The following is an 18,889-nucleotide window of genomic DNA, read 5'->3' as shown; positions in this document are numbered from 1 at the left end:
CCGGCGGGATCACGGTCGGCAGATCCGGACATCCTCATCACAAGATCCAAGTAAGCGCCGCCGTCCCACCGCGTCCAGGGGTGGCCGGACAGCCGGCGGTGCGCGATCGGCTGCCCCATCGGGCGACGTGGTGGCAGCGACGACTTTCGAGCAGCACAGGGCTCGCAGCCGGGAGCTGCGCACCTGGCCCCGTGCCGGCGAGCAGGCCGACGGTCCGGTCGCTCGATCGTGACGCCGAACAGCAGCGCCTACCCGTCAACGGGCATGAAACGATCGAGCCGGACCCCGACACCCCGGTGCGGGCAAGGGCTTCACGATGAACCTTCTGGAGCTGACCGAGGCGTTCGATCGGAGGCACGTGGACGTGCGTTGTGTACTGGGCCGGTTCGTGATGGTGGGAACGGTGGTGCTGCTGCTCGCCGGGTGCGGTGGGGCGGTGACGGAGCCGGGGCCCGCCCGTGACGACGAGTCGGTGACGGAATCAGTGCCTGCTCGTGACGACGAGGGGGATGCGCGGGCTGCCGCCCAGCAGTACGCGGTCGCGCTCGACGCCAACGACGAGGCCGCGGCGACCCGGCTGACGTGCACGGGCACCGACAGCGGTGCGCTGTTTCCCGCGTTCGGCGGTATCAAGCGCACGCTGCCGAAGGAGGCGACGAAAGTCAGCACCGTGCACGTGTCCAGCGAGCAGGCCACCGTCGAACTCGCCCTCTACGGCGGCGGGAAGACCGCGGTCTCGCTTGCCCGCAAAGACGGCCGGTGGTGTGTGTCGTACTGACCCGCGGCTGCCGTCCCGGCCTCGTCGCCAACCAGGTGGCGCCGCGTGGCCGGCGGGTAGGACCGGAACTCGCACACCGGGAACGTCCTCCTCGCGGCGGAGACCGGGACACCGGCGGGCACCTTGTCCTGTGGCGTAGAAGTCGGCCTGACGGCCGTTGTTGACATGCGGTGGTGCGCCGGCCGCGATGACCTTCCGAGCGGCACAGGGGCCGTCCGAGGGTCACAGCCCGGAGTCCCGGCTCAGTACGCCATGAACAGGATCTCGTCGCGCGAGTAATCGTGGCCCGGATGGTTCTCCTTGAGGTGCTGCTGGGTCTTCGCCACCAGGTCGTCCTCGTCCTGGCCGGTGATCCGCTCACCGCAAGGGCAGCTGATGTTCTTCTTCATGTCGACCTCCGACGAATGATCTCCGAACCGACTCTACTCAGGTTCCCCGGAGGAGGATCAGGACTCTGCGGGACCCCGCCGAGCTCGAACCCGACCGCCGTCGCCGCTGACCCGCCTGCGGTCGTGTCGTCCACCCGGCCTACCTCGGTCTACCCGCACGATCTTGCCTCCGACGCAGGAACAGCCCCGGCGTGGAAAGGCCCGCCGCGCGACGACATCCGTGGCAGGAACTCGCCAGCACGTCCACAACGCGGAAAATCCCCCCAAAACCCAGTCGCACCAGCGAAAACAGGCGTTCCTCCGCCAACGGGTAGATCATTGCGGACCCGCGAGGATCCCGCTTACGTTCGTGGGAGACCGTTCGTCCACCCCCGAAGCACGGCCTCTCGACCGCCCACGCCCCACGGCGGGCCGGCGCGCCGAATGAGGAGTCCGGTTCATGAAGGCGACCGCCACCTCCACCAGTGCTCCTCCGCTCGCACCGGGCGGCGCACCGCTGCTCGGACACGTCGTCCCTCTGTTGAGACACCCGTTGGCGTTCATGGACTCGCTGCGGCGGCACGGCCCCGTCGTGCGGATCATGCTCGGCCGCATCCCGGTGTTCGTCGTCACCGACGCGGGCCTGACGCACGAGATGCTGACCGCGCGGGCCGCGTCGTTCGGGAAGGGCGGCAGGCTGATCGAGGCGCTGAGCCGGTTCGCGGGCAACGGGTTGGCGACCTTGGCCGACGGCGACCTGCACCGCACCCAGCGCAGGCTGGTGCAGCCGATGTTCAGCCGCGCCTTCATCGCGGGCCGCGGCGACACGATGATCGAGGTCGCCCGGTCCGTCGTCGACGGGTGGGCGGCGGACGAGCCGCGCGAACTCCACGACGACATGCAGGAGCTGACGCTGTCGGTGTTCCTGGCCGCATTGCTGGGAACCGAACCGCCCGAGGCGACCCGGCGCCGGATCCAGCGGGTGCTGCCGGACGTGATGGCGGGGACGATCCGGGCGACCATCCTGCCGCCGTGGCTCGGCTCCGTCCCCACGCCGGCGCAACGCAGGCAGCGCACCAGTTTCACGGAGCTGCGCGACGCCATCCGCGACCTCATCGACGAGCATCGGCGCCCCGCGCGGGACACGGGGCTGCTCGACCTGCTGCTGGACGCCCGCGACCCCGACACGGGGCAGCCGATGAGCAGGCGCCAACTGGAGGACGAGGTGATCACGTTCGTCACCACCAACGGCCAGGCGTCGACCGCGACCGTGCTGTGGGCGCTGCACGAGATCGGCCGCGACCCCGCCGTCCGGGATCGGATCGTGGCCGAGCTCGACCAGGTGGCGCCGGGACGGCCGCTGGTCGGCTCGGACCTCGGGTCGTTGACCTACACCCGGCAGGTGGTGCACGAGGCGATGCGGCTCTACGGCCCGGCGTGGCTGTTGACCCGGACCGTGACCGCGCCCGCGCAGTTGGGCGGGTTCGACCTGCCGCGGGGCGCGACCGTCGTGTTCAGCCCGTACATCCTGCACCGCGATCCCGTGGTGTACCCCGCTCCCGCGACCTTCGACCCCGACCGGTGGTCGCCGGAGCGGGCGAGGTCGATCCCGCGGACGGCGTTCCAGCCGTTCGGCGGTGGGGCGCGGCAGTGCGTGGGCGAGCCGTTCGCCTGGAGCGAGATGGTCATCATCCTGGCGGAGACGACCAGGAGGTGGCGGATGGTCCCCGACCCCGCCGTCATCCCACGGCCGGTGCCGCGGGTGACCATCCACCCCGACCGCCTGGTCATGACGCCGAGCGGGACCGGCCGATGACCGCCGTGCGCACGGCCGCGCCGGAGGTGCCGCCCCTCTACTGCCCGCTCCCCTCCGCCGTCCACCCGCTCGCGGCGGACATCGGGCGGCGCAGCATCGCCTGGCTGGACGAACTCGGGGTGCTCGAGCAGGAAGGCTTGCGGGAGAACCTGATCCGCACCCGCGCCGCGGAGTGGGCGTGCCGGATCGCGCCCTTCGGAAACGAGGAGCGGCTGCAGATCGTCTCGGACTGGACGCACCTGGGTTTCGCCATCGACGACTGCAGGTTCGACGCGGGCGCGCTGGTCGGTCAACCAGAGGTCCTGATCCCGCTGATGATGCGGCTGATGCCCAACCTGGACCACCCCGAGGTGGCCGCCGACGACCCGTTCTCGGCCGGGTTCCGCGACCTGTCCGCCCGCGCGCGGGCCGCCGCGCCCGCCGCGGTGGTCCGCCGGTGGGTCGAGGGCAACATGGAGTGGTTCTTCGCGGTCGCCTGCCTGACCTCCTACCGGGTCTCCGGTTCGATGCCGTCGCTCGCCGACTACGTCAACCTCGGTCCCCGCGACCGCGCGATGAGGCTGACCGGGTCGCTGATCGAGATCGCGGAGGGCACGTACCTGCCCGACGAGGACCGCGAACGGCCCGAGGTCCGCGCCGCCACGCAGGCGGCCAACATGCTCGTCACGATCGGCAACGACCTCTACTCGCTGTCGAAGGAGACCGAGCACGACGTGCTGGAGTCCAACATCGTCGGCGTGATCGCGCACGAGGACGGCTGCGACGCACCGGAGGCGGTCCGGCGGACCGTCGCCCTGCACGACCGGATCATGTGCCGCTACCTGCGGCTGCGGCGCGGGATCGAGGCTCGGGGAAGCGAACCGGTGCGGCGGCACCTGAGCCAGCTCGACCACCTCGTCCGCGGCAACCTGGAGTGGAGCGCCCACGTCCCGCGCTACCGCGGCGCGGAGCACGGCGAGCGGACGTCCTCGCCGTGGGCCGACGTGCCGTCCGACGCGGAACCGACCGCGCCGCCCATCCCCGGTATCGCCTGGTGGTGGGACGAGGTCGAGTGACCGGTGACCGGTGACCGGTGACCGGTGACCGGTGACCACACGATCACCCTGTCTCGCCCGGTCGGACCTAAATTGCGGGTTAATGTGTTCTGGACCACTGCCACAGAGGTGCCGAGTCGGGCGAGGGGGCGTGCGCGGTAGGCACGTCGCTGACAGGCGGCTGAGCGATAAACCTGCCGTCATCGTCAGCGACCGCAGACACTTCGGCCTTCCGCGCTCACCCCGAGGCGTAACCGCCTCCGAGTCTCCGGTTGCGCTCACCGACCTCGCGCTTGTGCCGGGCGGTGCTCCACGTTTGCGGTACCGGAAATCGGGCGATCGGCAGTCCCGCGGAGATCGCCTCGTTCAACCTCGCTACCACCGTTTCCCACACCGCTTGGTGGTCGACCGCGACGACGGCCATGCGAGTGTGGGCCTCCAGGAGCACAGCGTCCCCGGCGCCCGCGTCCAAGTCGCGGAGCAGGTCGTCGGTGATCCGTCGCAGTGCTTCGAGGACGGTGTTCTGGACAGCGCCCCACTTGGCCTCTTCGGCCGATGTGCATCGCACGTCGACGCCGAACCAGTAGTGCTCGTCCATCACGTGGACGCCTCGGTGGCGTTCGACGAACTCCTCGTCGGTCGCGCGGTCGTCGATCAGGAACATGTCGAAGTACGGGTTCGACGCCTCGCGCGACAGGGCACCACGCGCTCGGTAGGTCTCGAGGTCGAGTTCGAACTTGTAGGGCCAGACACGCATTCGTCCCTCCCGCACAGGTCGCTTCCCACAACCCAGGGTCCTCTCCCCTACGAGCAGCGTCGAGAAGATCTCCCCGTCCGCTCCTCCGTCCAAAGCACACGGGCGGGGTCGCATCGCCATGGCACTGTGCACGGCCATGAACCATCGAGAACGGTTCCACCGTGCGGCCGTCGAGCAGGCATCCCGGAGGATGAGACCACTACGTTCGCCGAATTCCTGCGGTTCGCGATCTGGCTGGAACCGTAGAGGGTGGCTTCACCACCGCCGGTCGAAGGCTCATCGGCTGGTCGAGTCGCGCTACCCGCGCCCGTGCAGGCGGCGACGGTTGTTCGAGGACCTCGGACCACAGCCCCGCCACGTCACTCCCGGAGCGAAGGCCTGAGGTCGACCCGCTCGAACGCTCGTCAGTCTGACGGTTGTTGGTCGAGCAGCCCGGCGGGGTCGGTGCTGTAGGCGACCATCCAGCTCGGGTCGATGCGGTACCAGACGTTCTCGTCCCAGAACGGGTCCTCGCTGTCGCCGTCGTAGTGGTTGACCAGGTAGTCGCGGATCGCCGGCCACGTCGGGTCGCTGCTCGTCCCCTCGGGGTTCAGCTCGACGGCGTGTCCGTGCGTGAAGATGCCGAGCTGCTCGCCGCGCATGAAGGTCGCGCTGATGCCGGGCCGCGCCGCGAGGTGACGGGCCTTGGCGGCCTGGCGGTGGGTGCCGAAGATCCAGCGGCCGTGCAGGAGGTGCCCGTCGGCACCGCTGATGCGTGGCTCACCGCACCGGGTGACCGTGGCGATGGCCAGGGTGCACATGCCTTGGCAGACTCGGACGACCTGCTCGGCGTTCAAGGTGCTCTCACCTGGCCGGATGATCGATTTGAGGTGGTTGCTGGAGCCGGCCAACGACGTGTCGAGCAGGACCTGGAGGCTCTGGAGCTCGTCGGGAGTTTCGAACATTCGGCCAGTGAATCAGCTCCGGTCGAGTGCCATCCAGCCGAGCACGCTCAGTGACCGCTGACGGGTCATTGGCGCCAAGCGAACCGTGACTGTCACCCATAATGACGATGCGCGTACGGTCGGCGATGGTGAAGAGTTACCGGTGCCATAACATCCAAGGATAGACAGGGGTGAATGTTCGATGATCGAGGACGCAGACCTCGAGATCGCGTTCGAGTCGTACTCGCAAGACTACGACAAGCCCATCGACGAGATCTTCGGGTTCGTCACGCGGTCCGAGGGGTAACAGCCGGACGACCGTTTTCCCATGAACCACCAAAACATCCAGGTTCGCGTCTCCTCGTGCGGGGTGTCTTTCTGGGACTCCGGGAAACTCGTGTGGGACGACACCCTCGGTCACCGTCAATTCGCCCTGGTTGACGGCGCCGAAGCGTTGTTGCGCTTGTTCTCGGAGTGGAAGCCGCTGGAATCCACGGACACCATGACCGACGATCCGGTGCTCCGTGAACGTTACGCGAAGATCGCCAGGATCTTCCTGGCGCACAACATTCTGATCGCGGAAGGATCGCCTCGGCACCGGCTCGAGGAGTCAGCCGTATCGGCGTTCCAGCCTTGGGGCAGGCTCGTGTCCGCGTTCCACTTCTCCACCCGCAACCTGGCGAGCGAAGCGGCGATGTCCCCAGAGGACTACGACACGTTGCTGGCCGAGAACCTGAAGCTCGGTCCGCCGCCACGGGCGCACCACACCTTCGCCGATGCTCCGGTCACCCAGCTACCCGACTGGTCCGCGGCGAACTGGCGGGAACGTGATCTCCTCACCCTGCTGAATCGGCGACGCAGTGACCGGAAATTCGTCGACAAGCCGATTCCGCTGGAATCGGCGGCGGCCCTGCTGAAGGTTTCCGCGGGCATCGTCGAAATCGATGAACAATCGCAGACGGTGTTCAAGACCTCGCCGTCGGGCGGCGGCAGACATCCCACCGAGGTCTACCTCCTCGTACGAGCGGTCGACGGGATCGATCCGGGCGTGTACCACTACAACCCGACCGTGCACACGCTCGCGCGTATCGGTGGACCGTGTGGTGACGACGACCTCTCTCGTATTCTCACTGAACAGGCGTGGATCGAGAATTCGGCAATGGTGGTCTTCTACACCGCGGTCCTGGAACGAAGCATGTGGAAGTACCACACGGCCCGAACCTACCGGGTGCTGCACTTCGACGTCGGACACCTCAACCAGACGGTATATCTGCTGGTTACTGCCCTGGGCCTGGGCATGACGTTCACTTCAGCGGTCCGCGACGAACTCGTGGAGCAACTGCTCGGCATCGATCCAGCGGGGGAACTGGTGATGGGATGCGCGGTGATCGGGAACAAACCGTGACATCAACGCCCCAACGCGTCGGTTACCACCAGGCGCTCGCGAACCCGGAGTTCCGGGCGCTGTTCCTCAGCCGGAGCCTCTCGACGGCCGGTGACTACCTGGCCAGGGCCGCGCTGATGATCGCGGTGTACGAGCGGACCCAGTCCGCGGGCCTGATGGCCGTGACGTTCGGGTTGACCACGATCCCCGACCTGCTCGGCGGTCCGCTGCTGGCAGGCCTGGCGGATCGGTACCCCCGCCGGACCGTCATGATCTGCTCGGACGTCGGCCGCGCGATGTTGTTGCTGGGCATGGCGATCCCCGGAATGCCGTTGGCCGGGCTGTGGCTGCTGCTGATCGCGACCCGGTTGCTGGACACGCCGTTCAACGGCGCGCACACCGCCACCCTGTCCGTGGTGCTGACCGGCGAGTCCTTCGTGACCGCCACCTCGATGAACCTTCAGGTCGCCCACCTGGGATACGCACTGGGCTACGGGTTTTCCGGCGTGATGGTCGGCTGGATCGGGATCAGCGGGGTGCTGGTGCTCAACGCCGTCACCTTTCTCTGGTCGGCCGCTCTGATCCGCTTCGGGCTGCGGCACCGACCCGCGACGGCATCCGAGACGGACGCGGGCCCGTGGTTCGCCTCACTGCGGTCAGCCATCGGATTCGTCGCCCGGCATCGGCGGCTGCGCGTCCTCGTGCTCTTCCCACTGCTGATCGCGATCGCCCCGATCTGCGTGACGCTCGCCGTTCCGTACGCCGCGCAGTCCGGGGCGGACGTGGCTGCCGCGGGAGTGCTGATGGCCGCCAACTGCACCGGGATAGTCGTCGGCCTGTGGGCGTACTCCACCTGGGTCAGGCCCGCCAGTCGGTCCCGGCTGACGGCGCCGCTCATGGTGATGACGTGCCTGCCTCTCGTGGCCTTCGTGCTCCAGCCCGGTGTCTGGGCGGGTGCCGCGCTGTTCGCCGTTTCCGGTGCGGCCCTGTGCTTCTGGATTCCACTGGGCGCCGAGTACACCCAGTCCGCTCCTGATTCGCGGCGCGGTCAACTGGCGGGCCTGCTCTTCACGTTCATGCGACTGACCCAGGGCATCGCTGTGGTGCTGTTCGGTGTCCTGGCCGAGTCTTTCGCGCCGTCGTCGGTGATCATCGGCACTGGCCTGGCCGGCCTGGCCCTGTGCGCACTGCTGCTCGCGGCGTGGCGCGCGGCCACGTCGTCAAACAGGATCGAGCAGCAGGCGTAGCTCATCAGCGTCCGGAATGGACACTCCGGCCAGCCGGTCCAACGCCTGCCGCCATGAGGATCTCGCCTGCTCGTGGTCTCCGCTCGCGGCCAGCGCCAAGCCGAGCACGTGCAGGGCTCGCGCCTGGTCGAACTGGGAATCGGCGTCGGTGTGCACGGTCAGCGCCCGCTGGGCGTGTTCCCGCGCGGCGAGCAGGTCCTGCGCCTCGAACGCGAGCCAGGCCAGCAGCGTCTCGGTGCGGCCTTCGAGGTCGAGCAGTTCCGCGCGCCTGCTGAGCTCGACGCCCTGACGAGCGTGCTCGCGTGCGGTGGCGAGGTCACCCCGCTGACGACACTGGGCTGCCAGCTCCAGCAGTGCGCAGATCTCGCCGCGGCGGTAGGAGGCGAGGCCACGTGCGATCTCCAACGCGTTGCGGGCGCACGTGGCCGCCTCCTCGGCGTGTCCGATTCCTTGGTGTGCCGCGGCGAGGGTGATCAGCGAGTCGACCTGGTCCTGTTCGATGCCGGACTCGTCGGCGACCGCCAGCGCCTCGAGCGCGTGGGCCACCGCGGCCTTGTGGTTGCCTGCCAAGCGGTTGGCGTCGGACAGTCCGCGCAGCGTCTTGGTCACGTTGTTCCACGTCCCGGTTTCCCGGTAGCTGGCCAGGGCCGCCGAGAACTGTCCGATGGCCTCGCCGAAGCGGCCCCGGCGGACCAGCACGTCACCCAGGACCGCGCGGGACGAGGCCGCGGTCACCAAGGTGCCGCTCGCCGGCGCCAGTCGGAGGGCTTCCCGCCCGGCCCACTCTGCCCGGTCGAGGTGCCCCCGCCGCTCCTCGACCACGCACAAGTTGATCAGTCCGAACAACTGGACCTTGTCGGACTCGCGTTCCTCGGCCAGGCGCACGCCCCGTTCGATCTCGTCCACGGCGGGCCTGAGCCTGCCGTCGACGAAGTGCAGGATGCCCAGCGCGATCAGTGCCCGTGCCCGGCCCTCGTCGAATTCGCACCGTTCGTAGGCGGCCAGTTCCGCCAGGGTGTACTCCTTCGCCGCGACGCGGTCCTGGAAGCGGAAGGAGATGGAGGCGAGGGCGTGGTGCATGGCCGCTTCCGCACGAGCGTTCCCCGCTGCCTGCGCCGCGGCCAGGGCAGCCTTCGCGGCGACGACTCCTTCGGCCCGGTAACGGCCACGGGTCACCAGGTAAGCGCGCAACGATTCGACGAGGTGCCACGCGGCGCGCACCGGTCCGCGTTCCGCCGCGTCGAGGATCGCCGCGATGACGTTCGGCCCCTCTTGGTCCATCCACGCGAACGCGGGCGCCGTCCCGTCGAACGTGGGACTCGGCACCGCCAGCTCCACCTCGGTGCGTGGCAGCCGGAGCCAGGTTTCCCAGAGCACGTCAGCGGCGGCGTCGAGGCAGCGCACGTAGTAGGCGAACAACCGGGCCCGCACCGCGTCCGCCTTGTCCGGGTTCTCCTCGATCTGGCAGCGTTCCTCGCTGTAGAGGCGCAACAGGTCGTGGAATCGGAACCGGTCGGACGCGATCTGCTGGAGCAGGCCGGCGACGGCCAGGTCGGTCAGCAGCTTGCCCACCCGCTGCTCGGGCAGTTCGGCGAGGATCGCCACCGCCTGTCGGGTGAAGTCCGGCCCCGGAACCAGGCTCAACTGCCGGAACAGGCGCGCGACCTCCGGTTTCAGCCCGAGGTAGGAAAGGTCGAACACGGCACGGACGGTGGCGCCGGGATCATCCTTGATCTCCAGCGCGGTGAGCCGGTTGCCATGCCGCAGGTCGGTGACGTACGCCTGCGCCGAGTCGTCGTCACGCAGCAGCAGGTTCGCTCCCGCGATGCGCAACGCGAGTGGCAGATGGCCGCACAGCTCAGCGATCTCCCCCAGCACAACCGGATCGTGCGGGTGGTCGTGCCCGACGATGGTGTTCAGCAGCGCGACCGACTGCCCGGGGCTGAGCACGTCCAGGTTGACCAGTCGCGCTCCGCCCAGCACGGCCAGGCCTCGCAGAGATTTGCGGCTGGTGATCAGCGCTGCCGATCCCGGCGTACTGGGCAGCAGGCCGCGCACCTGCTCGGCGCTGGCCGCGTTGTCGAGGACCACCAGGACTTTCCGGTCGGCGAGCGCGGTCCGGTAGGCACCTACGAGGCCGTGGAGGTCGTCGGGAAGCTGGTCCGGCGGCAGGCCGAGGGACTGCAGGAACCGGGCGAGCACCTGCTCCGTGGTCAACTCCCGCTCCAGCGCGTTGCCGAGCAGGTCGACGAAGAGCTGGCCGTCCGGGAACCGCGCCCGCAGGTGGTGCGCGACCTGCACGGCCAGCGCGGACTTGCCGACCCCTGGCTGCCCGGAGATCGCCACCACCGGGACACCCGTGCCTCCGTCGCGGGAGAACAGGCCGACGATCTGTTCGTACGTCTCATCCCTGCCGACGAAGTCCTGCAGGCCCGCAGGAAGTTGCCTGGGCACCTGGGGCTTCGCCTGCGTGGTCTTGGTCTCGGGAGGGTCTGGGACGGGGTTCGGCTTCGAGGTCAGCGCCAGCGCCGGATCCTTGGTGAGGATCCGCTGGTGCAGCAGCCGCAGGTGCTCGCTCGGATCCACACCGACCTCGTCGGCCAACCTGGCGCGCACGTGCTGGAACGCGGCCAGCGCCTCGACCTGACGTCCTGAGCGGTACAGCGCGAGCATCAACTGGCCGTGCAGTCGCTCCCGGAACGGGTGTTGGGTGGTCAAGTTCAGCAGTTCGGGATGGAGTTCCCCGTGCCGCCCGAGCGCGAGGTCGCAGTCGACGCGGATCTCGATCGCCCGCAGGTGCTCCTCGGTCAGCCGGGCCACTTCGCGTTCCCGGAACGAGCAGGCCGGGATGTCGGCCAATGCCGGGGCACGCCACTGAGCGAGGGCACGGGTGATCAGGTCGGTCCGCGCGGCCGGGTCGGCGGTCTCGTCGGCCTGCTTGACCAGGCCGCGGAACCGGAACAGATCCAGCTCGTCGCCCTCAAGGTTGATGCGGTACCCGTGGGACACGGTCGTGATGAGGTCCCTGGTCTGCAGCGTCTGCCGCAACCGGCGGACGTAGGCCTGAGCCGTGGGCACCGCGTTGTCCGGCGCCTCCTCGTCCCAGAGCCAGTCGATCAGTTCGGTGACCCGGACGACCTGGTTCGCCCGCAGCAGCAGACCCACCAGAACCACCTGCTGCGTACCAGACGGTACAACGATCCTCCGGCCCGCCACCGTCACGTCCAGGGTCCCCAAAAGGCGGAAGTCGGTGTCCCCCACCATCTACGCCCCTGTCGAGTCGGATCATGTAACGAACACCGGATTCTAGTCCCGCTCGCGGGGAGTACGCGTGAAGTACGCGGCGTGATGTGGACTTCGGACGTGGTCCGCGCAGGTCGGGCCCGGTGTTGAGGGGACTTGATGACGACCGTCGACATGCTGGCCGATGAACTCATCGACGTCTTCACCGACGAGGACCCGCTGCTCGCGTCGATGTACGGCATCAGGAAAGCCGACCACTCCATGCGAGACCTGTCCGAGGACGCCGAGAGTGCCGTGCGCGCGCGTGCGGTCGACATCATGACCAGGGCGCAGGCGCTGGACGACGCCGCGCTGCCTGCCATCGACCGGATCACCAAGGGCACGGTCGAGGAACTGGCCCTGACCGTGTGCCACCGGATCGACTCCCGTGCGGTGGAGTACACGGTCACGGACTTCTTCGTCGCCCCGGTCGCCAGGGCGCTGTACTTCGTACCGCGGGTCACGGTCAACGATGAGGCCCAGGCCGAGGCCTACGTGGCCCGGCTCGCGCAGTTCCGCCACTACCTGGCCACCGCGGCGCGGCGTCACGTGGACGGCACCGGCGCGGGCAGGCCGCCGGTCGCGAGGCTGCTGGACTCAGCCGTGGCGCAGGTCGACCGCGTGCTGGACACCGGAGCGGACGATCCGCTGCTGAGACCGCTGCGGCAGGGCGGCATGGAGAAGTACGCCGAACAGGGCCGTCAGCTACTCGAATCGGAGATCCGGCCGGGATTGGCGGCGTACCGCGAAGTGCTTGGCCGGATCGCGCCACAGGCTCGGCCCGACTCGCGGCCCGGCCTGTGCTGGATCACCGGCGGAGAGTCGATCTACGCCGGCCTGGTCCGTGTGCACACCGACGCCGACAGGCCCCCGGAGGAACTCCACCAGATCGGCGAGGACCTGGTGGCGAAGATCCACGCGGAGATCGCCCGGAGTGGCCAGGAGGTGTTCGGGACGTCCGACATCGTGGCGATCTTCCACCGGCTGCGGTTCGACAAGAAGCTGCGCTGGCGCGACGGGAACGAGATCCTCGACGCCGGGCGGATCGCGGTGACCAAGGCCGAGAGCCTGGCGCCGGACTGGTTCACGGTCATCCCCGACCGGCGGTGCGCGGTCGAAGCCGTTCCACCGGAGCAGGACGCGGCGATCCCGTCGGGGATGTACCTGACGTCCTCGCCCGACGGGAAGCGACCCGGCACGTACTTCACGAACATCACCAGGCCCACCGAGCGGTTCCGCTACTTCGCCGAGGTGTTGGCGTTCCACGAAGCCGTACCCGGCCACCACTTCCAGGTGACACGCGCGCAAGGGCTCAGCCACCTCCCGATGCTGCGCAGACTGCCGCTGAGCACGGCGTACGTCGAAGGCTGGGCGCTGTACACCGAGCGGTTGGCCGACGAGATGGGCCTCTACTCCGACGAGCTGTCCCGGATGGGGATGCTCGTGTCCGACGTGTTGCGCGCGGTCCGCCTCGTCGTCGACACGGGTCTGCACGCCAAAGGCTGGACACGGGCTGAGGCCGTGGAGTACGTGCGGACCAACACCGCATTACCGGACATCGAGGTCGAAGCCGAGGTCAACCGGTTCATCGGCTATCCAGGCCAGGCCCTGGCGTACATGGTCGGCCGCCTGGAGATCAACCGGATCAGGGCAGCCGCGCAACACTCGCTGGGAGACCGCTTCGACATCCGGACCTTCCACGACACGGTGCTGCGGGAGGGAGCCCTACCGCTCGCCGTGCTGGCCGATGTGGTGACGGACTGGATGAAGAACGCCTGAGGCCGACGAGTACGCGATTGGTACGCGATTGGTACACGGCGTCAGACACGATGACGTCACGCCGCCCCGAGGAGGGCTCGGTGGGGTCACTGGGGGTGACCCCACCGAGCGCTGCCTCCCTGTGCCTGTTGCTGATCCCTCAGCATTGGCTCAAAAAATGGTTCTTGACACTCACACACCACCGACGGCACCACACCACCCGACATCGACATCCGATACCCGAGCATCGTCGCCGACCCGCCCAGCATCTCAACGAACAACTGCGGATACGACCCGGTTATGGGTGCTAGAGCAGGGCCACTCGGTGCTCCGCCCGCGTGGCGTCGCCTCCTTCATCGACCAGGAAGCCACAGGGTCCATGGGCTGCCCGACCTGGCTGGTCGTGACCGGCCAGGTCACCGACATCGTCGCGCCGGACGTCGGTGACCTCGCCCCACCGGCTAACCCCGAGCGACCTCAGCGGTGTGCACGGGGGTGTAGCGCTCACCTGTCACCTGGTCGCTCAGCGGGTCCAGCGCGGCCAGCGCCTCGGCGTCCAGGCTGAGATCCAGCGCGGCCGCGTTCTGCTCCAGGCGGGCCGGGCTGCGGGTGCCCGGAATGCTCGCCACAGCCACCCCGAGCCGATCGGCCTGGGCGTACACCCAGGCCAACGCCACCTGGGCCGGGGTGGCACCCAGCCGGTCGGCCACCTCGCGCACGGTCTGCGCGATCTTCTCGTTGGCCTCGCCCGCCTCGCCTGCGAAGCGAGGGTTGGTACGCCGGAAGTCCTTCTCGCCCAGCGCGGAGCGGTCCAGGGTGCCGGTCAGGAAACCCCGCCCCAGCGGCGAGTACGGCACCAGCCCGACCCCCAACTCGGCCATCACCGGGGTGACCGCCTCGACGTCGCGGGTCCACAGCGAGTACTCGCTCTGCACCGCGGTGATCGGGTGCACCGCGTGCGCCCGGCGCAGCAACTCGCCGTCGACCTCGGACAGGCCCAGATGGCGGACCTTGCCCGCCTCGACCAGCTCGGCCATCGCCCCGACGGTCTCCTCGATCTCCACGTCCTGGGGCGGGCGGTGGGCGTAGTACAGGTCGATCACCTCGACGCCCAGCCGCAGCAACGAGGCATCGCAGGCGCGCAGCACGTAGTCGCGGGCACCGCGGATGCGGCGTGCCCGGTCGCCCGCGCTGCGGTCGATGCCGAACTTGGTGGCTAGCTGCACCTGGTCCCGACGGCCGTGGACGGCCCGGCCCACCAGCACCTCGTTATGCCCGGTGCCGTAGGCGTCGGCGGTGTCCAGGAACGTGATGCCCAGCTCCAGGGCCCGGTCGATGGTGGCCAGGCCACCGTCCCAGTCGGCGGCGCCGTAGCTCTCGCTCATCCCCATGCACCCCAGGCCCATCGCGCTGACGGTGAGACCGGGCGAGCCGAGCGTGGTTCGGGTGATCATGCGCGGGTACTCCTCCTGCCGGCGAACCGGGCGGTACTTCGTGGGCTGACGAACGCCTCCGACGCTAGGACCTGGAGCGCGCACCAGGTCAAGTCGGAGGATCGACCTGGTGCCAGCGGATTCAGGGAGGACCGGCCCGACTCGGCCGCCGTATCGCTCCCTCGACGGCCTGGCAGATCCAGCATGACGCGGGCATCGACCCAGCACCCCGCCCCATGAGCACCTCGGATGAATACCCACTGCGAACGCGTCATCGGCACCATCCAACGCGAAGCCCTCGACCACATCCTGATCACCGGCGAGAACCACACACGACAAGTCCTGCTGGAAGCCCTGCAACGGGCAACGGCCACCTGCAGATCACCCTTGACGACGTCCTGCGCGAAGCGGCCGCGCTGCGTCGGCTGGTCGCGGTCTACGCGACCTTCGCGGTTCGCCACACCGTGTTCGTGGATGCCCGCGTCACGGAGATGCGCAGCCTCGGCGCCCAGGCCGAACCGCTGATCCAGGCCCAGCGGGACGACGTCGGCGAGTGGGTCCGGCTCTGCGTCACCACCCCCCGCGAACTGGACGAACCACGGGCGCAGATCGAGGTCCAGGCCGTTCTCATGGCGGTGGACGAGATCGCCCGTGGGCGCACCCTCAGCCAGGCGCCCGTTATCGACGTCGCGCCGGCGGAACTGGTGATCACGGCGCTGATCACGCCGTCCGCCAAGGGGTCGCGGAACACCGGGTGAGCCGGAGTGCCGCGACCGCCCGGCGTGCGGGTGTTCACGCGGCCAGGCCCACGAAGCCGACCTCCGGGAACCGCGGCGATGGGCACGCCAGCAGCGGTTGGGGTCGGTGACGCAGGTGCAGGTCGGTGAACGCGGCCACGTAGGCGCGGTTGATCTCGATGACGCGAGCGCCGGGCAACGCCACGGGCGGCAGGCCGAGCCACTCGGTGAGCACCGCCGCGTCGCTGAACGAGGTGTGCGTGGCCTGCGGCACCTGCAACCAGCGGCGCCAGCCGGTCAGGCGGGTCCACGTCCGGTCCCAGTCCGGGCGGTCGCCGGGGGCGCCGTTCTCCGCACCCAGCATCAGGAACGGGCGCGCCAGGTCCTCGCCGAGGGCAGGTTGGAACGAGCCGTCCAGGTTGATCCCGGCGTCCACCCGCGCGTCCGCGAGCATCGTCGCGGCGGCGGCCGATCCGCCGATCGAGTGGCCGGCGACCTCGATCCGATCCGGGTCGACCAAGCGGCCGTAGCGGGGGTCGGCGAGCAACCGGTCGAGCACGAACGAGAGGTCCACCACCCGGCTGGCGGTGATCGCCGTCCCGCTCGTGCCCCCCTTGCACACCACGCACGCGGCCACGCGGCCGTCCGGGAACGTGACCGCGGCGCCCTCGTGGGTGTGGTCCACGCCTGCTACGACGTAACCGCGGCTGGCCAGGTCCTCGGCGAGCGAGGTGAGCGTCCAGCGGGGGAACGCCAGTCCCGGTGAGAGCACGACCAGCGGCGACCGGCCGGGCAGCGGTGGCGCGTCGGCCCGCGAGTGGGTGCGCACCCCGGCCAGGGCGTCCGGCGGCGCGGTGGTGATCCCGTACAGCTCCAGCAGGAGCCGGGACTCCTCGGCCGTGGCGTAGGGCGCGCGGTCGCCGCGGGTCGCGAAGGCCGGATACCACAGCGAGACCATCAGCTCCCGTGGGCCGGTCGGCACCCAGGGGTCCGTCCGGTCCTGGTCGACCAGGTGCAGTTCGGTTCGGCCGACCGGGTGCGGTCCGGTCGGTGCAGGCAGGACCCACTGGTCCGGCGCGGCGGTGGCGGGCGACGCGAGCGCCACGACCGCGGCTACGGCGACGAGGGCCGCCACCGTCTTGCGCGTCAACAGGTGTCGAGTGATCACGGTGACGAAGGTAGGGACACCGGCTGTGCGGGGACATCGGTCTTCCGCCGGGCCGACACCCCGACTTTCGTCAGGGGCAAGCGAACCGTCCCGGTTTGTAGTGTGGACCGATGGGCGTTCGGCGAGCGGATCTGGTGTGGACGCCGGTGCTGGCGCTGTCGGCCGGGCTGTCGCTCTCGGCGGTGCTGATGTTCGACGGCGGCGGCGGGCTAGTGGTGCCGATGGCGGTGCTGGGGTACCCGGCGGGCAGGCGGATGACGTCCGTTCCGCTCGCCCTGTGGGTGTTCGGCGCCGTGCTGTCCACTGGGCTCGCGCTGACCTTCCAGCGTTCGCCCGACCCGTTCGCGGTCTGGCTCTCGGTGCTGTTCGTCGAGCTCTCCGCTTCGGTGCTGCCGTGGTCGGTCGGCCGCTACCGGCGGCTGCGCGCCGAGCAGGACGAGGGCGAGCGGGCCGGGGTCGCCGAGCAGGCCAGGCTGCGTGAGCGGGAGCGGATAGCGCAGGACGTGCACGACTCGATCGGCCACGAGCTGGCGTTGATCGCGCTGCACGGTGGAGCGCTGGAACTCGCGGCGGACCTGACCGACGAGCAGAAGCGGGCAGCGGGCGAGGTGCGGGCGGGGGCGGTCCGGGCCACCCACCGGCTGCACGACATCGTCCAGGTGTTCGGCAGCGCGGCTTCCTTGCGGCCGGTGGACGAAAGCGTCGACGACCTGGTCCGTCGGGCGTCGGCGGCGGGGCTGCGGGTCCGCCTCCGGTACGACGGGCCGGCGCCCGCGTGGTCGCCGATGACGAGGCAGGCCGCCCACCGCGTGGTCCAGGAGTCGTTGACGAACGCCGCCCGGCACGCGCCGGGCGCGCCGGTCACCGTCACGGTCGCGCGCCGGGACGGCGGTACCCGCGTCGAGGTCGTGAACGGACCGTCCGCGCGGTCGGACGGCGGCACCGGGACCGGGCAGGGGCTGATCGGGCTGGACGAGCGCGTTCGCCTGACAGGCGGGCGGTTGACCGCGGGCCCTCGGCCGGACGGCGGCTGGGCGGTGACCGCACTGCTGGACGACGGCACCGAGCCGTGGCGGGACACCCGCTCACCGAGTTTCGACCTCAGAGGGAGGCGGTGGTTCGCCGCACTGCCGCTCGGCATCGGCCTCGCGCTGGTCGTCGCGCTCGCCGTCATCCAGGCGCTCTCCGTGAGTCGGACCGGCCTCGCGGACGACCGGTACGAGGACCTGCGGTCCGGACTGAGCCGCGCGGACGTCGAGCGGCTGCTGCCGCCCCACGACCTCGGCCCGGCGCCGAGGGTGATCGCCGCCCCACCACGGCCCGAGGGCGCGAGCTGCGTCTACTACCTGGCGGGCGACGGCCTGCTCGACCTCGGTCCGGACGTCTACCAGCTCTGCTTCGTCGACGACGTGCTGGTGGCCAAGAACCGGCTGGAGAGGTCGTAGCACGATGCCCCCGATCCAGGTGCTCGTGGCCGACGACGAGGTGATGGTCCGCTCGGGCATCCGGGCGATCCTGGCCACCGACGATGACATCGAGGTCGTCGCCGAGGCCGCCGACGGACGCCGGGCGGTCGAATTGGTGCGCGCCCACCGCCCTCACGTGGCGCTGCTGGACATCCGGATGCCCGAACTCGACGGGCTCGCCGCCGCCGAGGAGATCGCCGTGGTGGCCCCGGCGACGAGCGTCGTCGTGCTCACCACGTTCGGCGAGGACGACTACGTCGCCAGGGCGCTCGGCGGCGGGGCGGCGGGCTTCCTGCTCAAGGCCTCCGACCCGCGCGAGCTGATCACCGCCGTGCACGCCGTCGCCGCCGGGGCGGCGTTCCTGTCACCCGCGGTCGCCCACCGCGTCGTCCGCAGGTACCGCGACGTCGGCGCCTCCGCCACGCGGGCCCGGCGCCGGGTCGAGGCGCTGACCGACCGCGAGCACGACGTCTTGGCGCTGCTCGGCGCCGGGCACTCCAACGCCGAGATCGCCAAGGCCCTCCACGTCGTGGAGGGAACGGTGAAGGCCCACGTCAGCTCCATCCTGGACAAGCTCGACGCCCGCAACCGCGTGCAGGCCGCCATAGTCGCCTACGAGACGGGCCTGGCCTGAGCCGGATCGATCTGCCGCCGCAGACCGCGCACGGCCACGACGGGGGTCGGCCCACTGGTGGCAGCGCGGCCGGTCGCGATCGTTTCGCTGTTCACGCTGGGTCT

General features: G+C 69.8%; 15 protein-coding genes. 9 read left to right on the top strand and 6 right to left on the bottom strand.

Annotated features, from left to right (window positions below; all coding sequences use genetic code 11):
• Window positions 1–316: 316 nt before the first annotated feature.
• Window positions 317–778 (top strand): hypothetical protein, encoded by a 462-nt coding sequence (locus NZH93_RS43645; protein ID WP_259629230.1) that lies wholly within the window; start codon window positions 317–319, stop codon window positions 776–778.
• Window positions 779–1,020: 242 nt separating this feature from the next.
• On the opposite strand, the gene NZH93_RS43640 is transcribed toward NZH93_RS43645, so the two are convergent.
• Complete coding sequence (locus tag NZH93_RS43640; RefSeq protein ID WP_259629229.1) at window positions 1,021–1,167, bottom strand: DUF1059 domain-containing protein; 147 nt, start codon at window positions 1,165–1,167, stop codon at window positions 1,021–1,023.
• 439 nt (window positions 1,168–1,606) lie between these two features.
• Between NZH93_RS43640 and NZH93_RS43635 the strand changes: the two genes are divergently transcribed.
• Both NZH93_RS43635 and NZH93_RS43630 read left to right on the top strand, forming a co-directional pair.
• Window positions 1,607–2,962, top strand: coding sequence for a cytochrome P450 (locus NZH93_RS43635; RefSeq protein ID WP_259629228.1), 1,356 nt, complete (start codon window positions 1,607–1,609; stop codon window positions 2,960–2,962).
• Window positions 2,959–4,017, top strand: coding sequence for a terpene synthase family protein (locus NZH93_RS43630; protein ID WP_259629227.1), 1,059 nt, complete (start codon window positions 2,959–2,961; stop codon window positions 4,015–4,017). The genes NZH93_RS43635 and NZH93_RS43630 overlap by 4 nt, the downstream gene beginning before the upstream one ends.
• 217 nt (window positions 4,018–4,234) lie before the next feature.
• On the opposite strand, the gene NZH93_RS43625 is transcribed toward NZH93_RS43630, so the two are convergent.
• Both NZH93_RS43625 and NZH93_RS43620 read right to left on the bottom strand, forming a co-directional pair.
• The gene (locus NZH93_RS43625) at window positions 4,235–4,753 is read right to left on the bottom strand and encodes a hypothetical protein (protein WP_259629226.1); all 519 of its coding nucleotides are present in this window, start codon (window positions 4,751–4,753) and stop codon (window positions 4,235–4,237) included.
• A 404-nt stretch (window positions 4,754–5,157) separates the two neighbouring features.
• On the bottom strand, window positions 5,158–5,697 hold the full coding sequence (locus NZH93_RS43620; protein WP_259629225.1) for a pyridoxamine 5'-phosphate oxidase family protein: 540 nt from the start codon (window positions 5,695–5,697) through the stop codon (window positions 5,158–5,160).
• A gap of 307 nt (window positions 5,698–6,004) precedes the next feature.
• Between NZH93_RS43620 and NZH93_RS43615 the strand changes: the two genes are divergently transcribed.
• Together NZH93_RS43615 and NZH93_RS43610 are read left to right on the top strand one after the other, a co-directional pair.
• On the top strand, window positions 6,005–7,081 hold the full coding sequence (locus NZH93_RS43615) for a SagB family peptide dehydrogenase (protein ID WP_259629224.1): 1,077 nt from the start codon (window positions 6,005–6,007) through the stop codon (window positions 7,079–7,081).
• Window positions 7,078–8,307, top strand: coding sequence for an MFS transporter (locus NZH93_RS43610; protein ID WP_259629223.1), 1,230 nt, complete (start codon window positions 7,078–7,080; stop codon window positions 8,305–8,307). Before NZH93_RS43615 ends, NZH93_RS43610 begins: the two co-directional genes overlap by 4 nt.
• Here NZH93_RS43610 and NZH93_RS43605 read toward each other — a convergent pair.
• Window positions 8,281–11,472, bottom strand: coding sequence for an AfsR/SARP family transcriptional regulator (locus NZH93_RS43605; RefSeq protein WP_372506994.1), 3,192 nt, complete (start codon window positions 11,470–11,472; stop codon window positions 8,281–8,283). The two genes, NZH93_RS43610 and NZH93_RS43605, sit on opposite strands and share 27 nt — an antisense overlap.
• 237 nt (window positions 11,473–11,709) lie before the next feature.
• On the opposite strand from NZH93_RS43605, the gene NZH93_RS43600 reads away from it, so the two are divergent.
• Window positions 11,710–13,368: a DUF885 domain-containing protein gene (locus NZH93_RS43600; RefSeq protein ID WP_259629221.1), complete on the top strand. Its 1,659-nt coding sequence runs from the start codon at window positions 11,710–11,712 to the stop codon at window positions 13,366–13,368.
• 440 nt (window positions 13,369–13,808) lie between these two features.
• Here NZH93_RS43600 and NZH93_RS43595 read toward each other — a convergent pair whose 3' ends face one another.
• Window positions 13,809–14,801: an aldo/keto reductase gene (locus NZH93_RS43595; protein ID WP_259629220.1), complete on the bottom strand. Its 993-nt coding sequence runs from the start codon at window positions 14,799–14,801 to the stop codon at window positions 13,809–13,811.
• A 449-nt stretch (window positions 14,802–15,250) separates the two neighbouring features.
• Here NZH93_RS43595 and NZH93_RS43590 point away from each other — a divergent pair, with 449 nt between their 5' ends.
• Window positions 15,251–15,538, top strand: coding sequence for a hypothetical protein (locus tag NZH93_RS43590; protein ID WP_259629219.1), 288 nt, complete (start codon window positions 15,251–15,253; stop codon window positions 15,536–15,538).
• A 34-nt stretch (window positions 15,539–15,572) separates the two neighbouring features.
• Here the strand turns inward: NZH93_RS43590 and NZH93_RS43585 are convergent, their stop codons facing one another.
• Window positions 15,573–16,685, bottom strand: a complete 1,113-nt coding sequence (locus NZH93_RS43585; protein WP_259629218.1) for an alpha/beta hydrolase family protein — start codon at window positions 16,683–16,685, stop codon at window positions 15,573–15,575.
• 110 nt (window positions 16,686–16,795) lie between these two features.
• Here NZH93_RS43585 and NZH93_RS43580 point away from each other — a divergent pair, with 110 nt between their 5' ends.
• Window positions 16,796–18,130 carry a sensor histidine kinase gene (locus tag NZH93_RS43580; RefSeq protein WP_259629217.1) on the top strand — a complete coding sequence of 445 codons (1,335 nt, stop codon included), beginning with the start codon at window positions 16,796–16,798 and terminating at the stop codon, window positions 18,128–18,130.
• A gap of 4 nt (window positions 18,131–18,134) precedes the next feature.
• Window positions 18,135–18,785, top strand: a complete 651-nt coding sequence (locus NZH93_RS43575) for a response regulator transcription factor (RefSeq protein WP_259629216.1) — start codon at window positions 18,135–18,137, stop codon at window positions 18,783–18,785.
• The last annotated feature ends 104 nt before the right edge of the window (window positions 18,786–18,889 follow it).

Source organism: Umezawaea endophytica (genome assembly GCF_025061645.1).
Lineage (GTDB): Bacteria > Actinomycetota > Actinomycetes > Mycobacteriales > Pseudonocardiaceae > Umezawaea > Umezawaea endophytica.
The sequence above is the reverse complement of the archived record's forward strand: the minus strand, read 5'-3'. Positions and strand labels throughout refer to the sequence as shown.

Excerpts from the sequence above, each read along its gene's own strand:
- NZH93_RS43625 (WP_259629226.1), bottom strand. The coding sequence starts at position 4,753 with ATGCGTGTCTGGCCCTACAAGTTCGAACTCGACCTCGAGACCTACCGA.
- NZH93_RS43600 (WP_259629221.1), top strand. The coding sequence starts at position 11,710 with ATGACGACCGTCGACATGCTGGCCGATGAACTCATCGACGTCTTCACC.
- NZH93_RS43580 (WP_259629217.1), top strand. The coding sequence starts at position 16,796 with ATGGGCGTTCGGCGAGCGGATCTGGTGTGGACGCCGGTGCTGGCGCTG.
- NZH93_RS43615 (WP_259629224.1), top strand. The coding sequence starts at position 6,005 with ATGAACCACCAAAACATCCAGGTTCGCGTCTCCTCGTGCGGGGTGTCT.
- NZH93_RS43595 (WP_259629220.1), bottom strand. The coding sequence starts at position 14,801 with ATGATCACCCGAACCACGCTCGGCTCGCCCGGTCTCACCGTCAGCGCG.
- NZH93_RS43620 (WP_259629225.1), bottom strand. The coding sequence starts at position 5,697 with ATGTTCGAAACTCCCGACGAGCTCCAGAGCCTCCAGGTCCTGCTCGAC.
- NZH93_RS43640 (WP_259629229.1), bottom strand. The coding sequence starts at position 1,167 with ATGAAGAAGAACATCAGCTGCCCTTGCGGTGAGCGGATCACCGGCCAG.
- NZH93_RS43635 (WP_259629228.1), top strand. The coding sequence starts at position 1,607 with ATGAAGGCGACCGCCACCTCCACCAGTGCTCCTCCGCTCGCACCGGGC.
- NZH93_RS43645 (WP_259629230.1), top strand. The coding sequence starts at position 317 with ATGAACCTTCTGGAGCTGACCGAGGCGTTCGATCGGAGGCACGTGGAC.
- NZH93_RS43575 (WP_259629216.1), top strand. The coding sequence starts at position 18,135 with ATGCCCCCGATCCAGGTGCTCGTGGCCGACGACGAGGTGATGGTCCGC.
- NZH93_RS43630 (WP_259629227.1), top strand. The coding sequence starts at position 2,959 with ATGACCGCCGTGCGCACGGCCGCGCCGGAGGTGCCGCCCCTCTACTGC.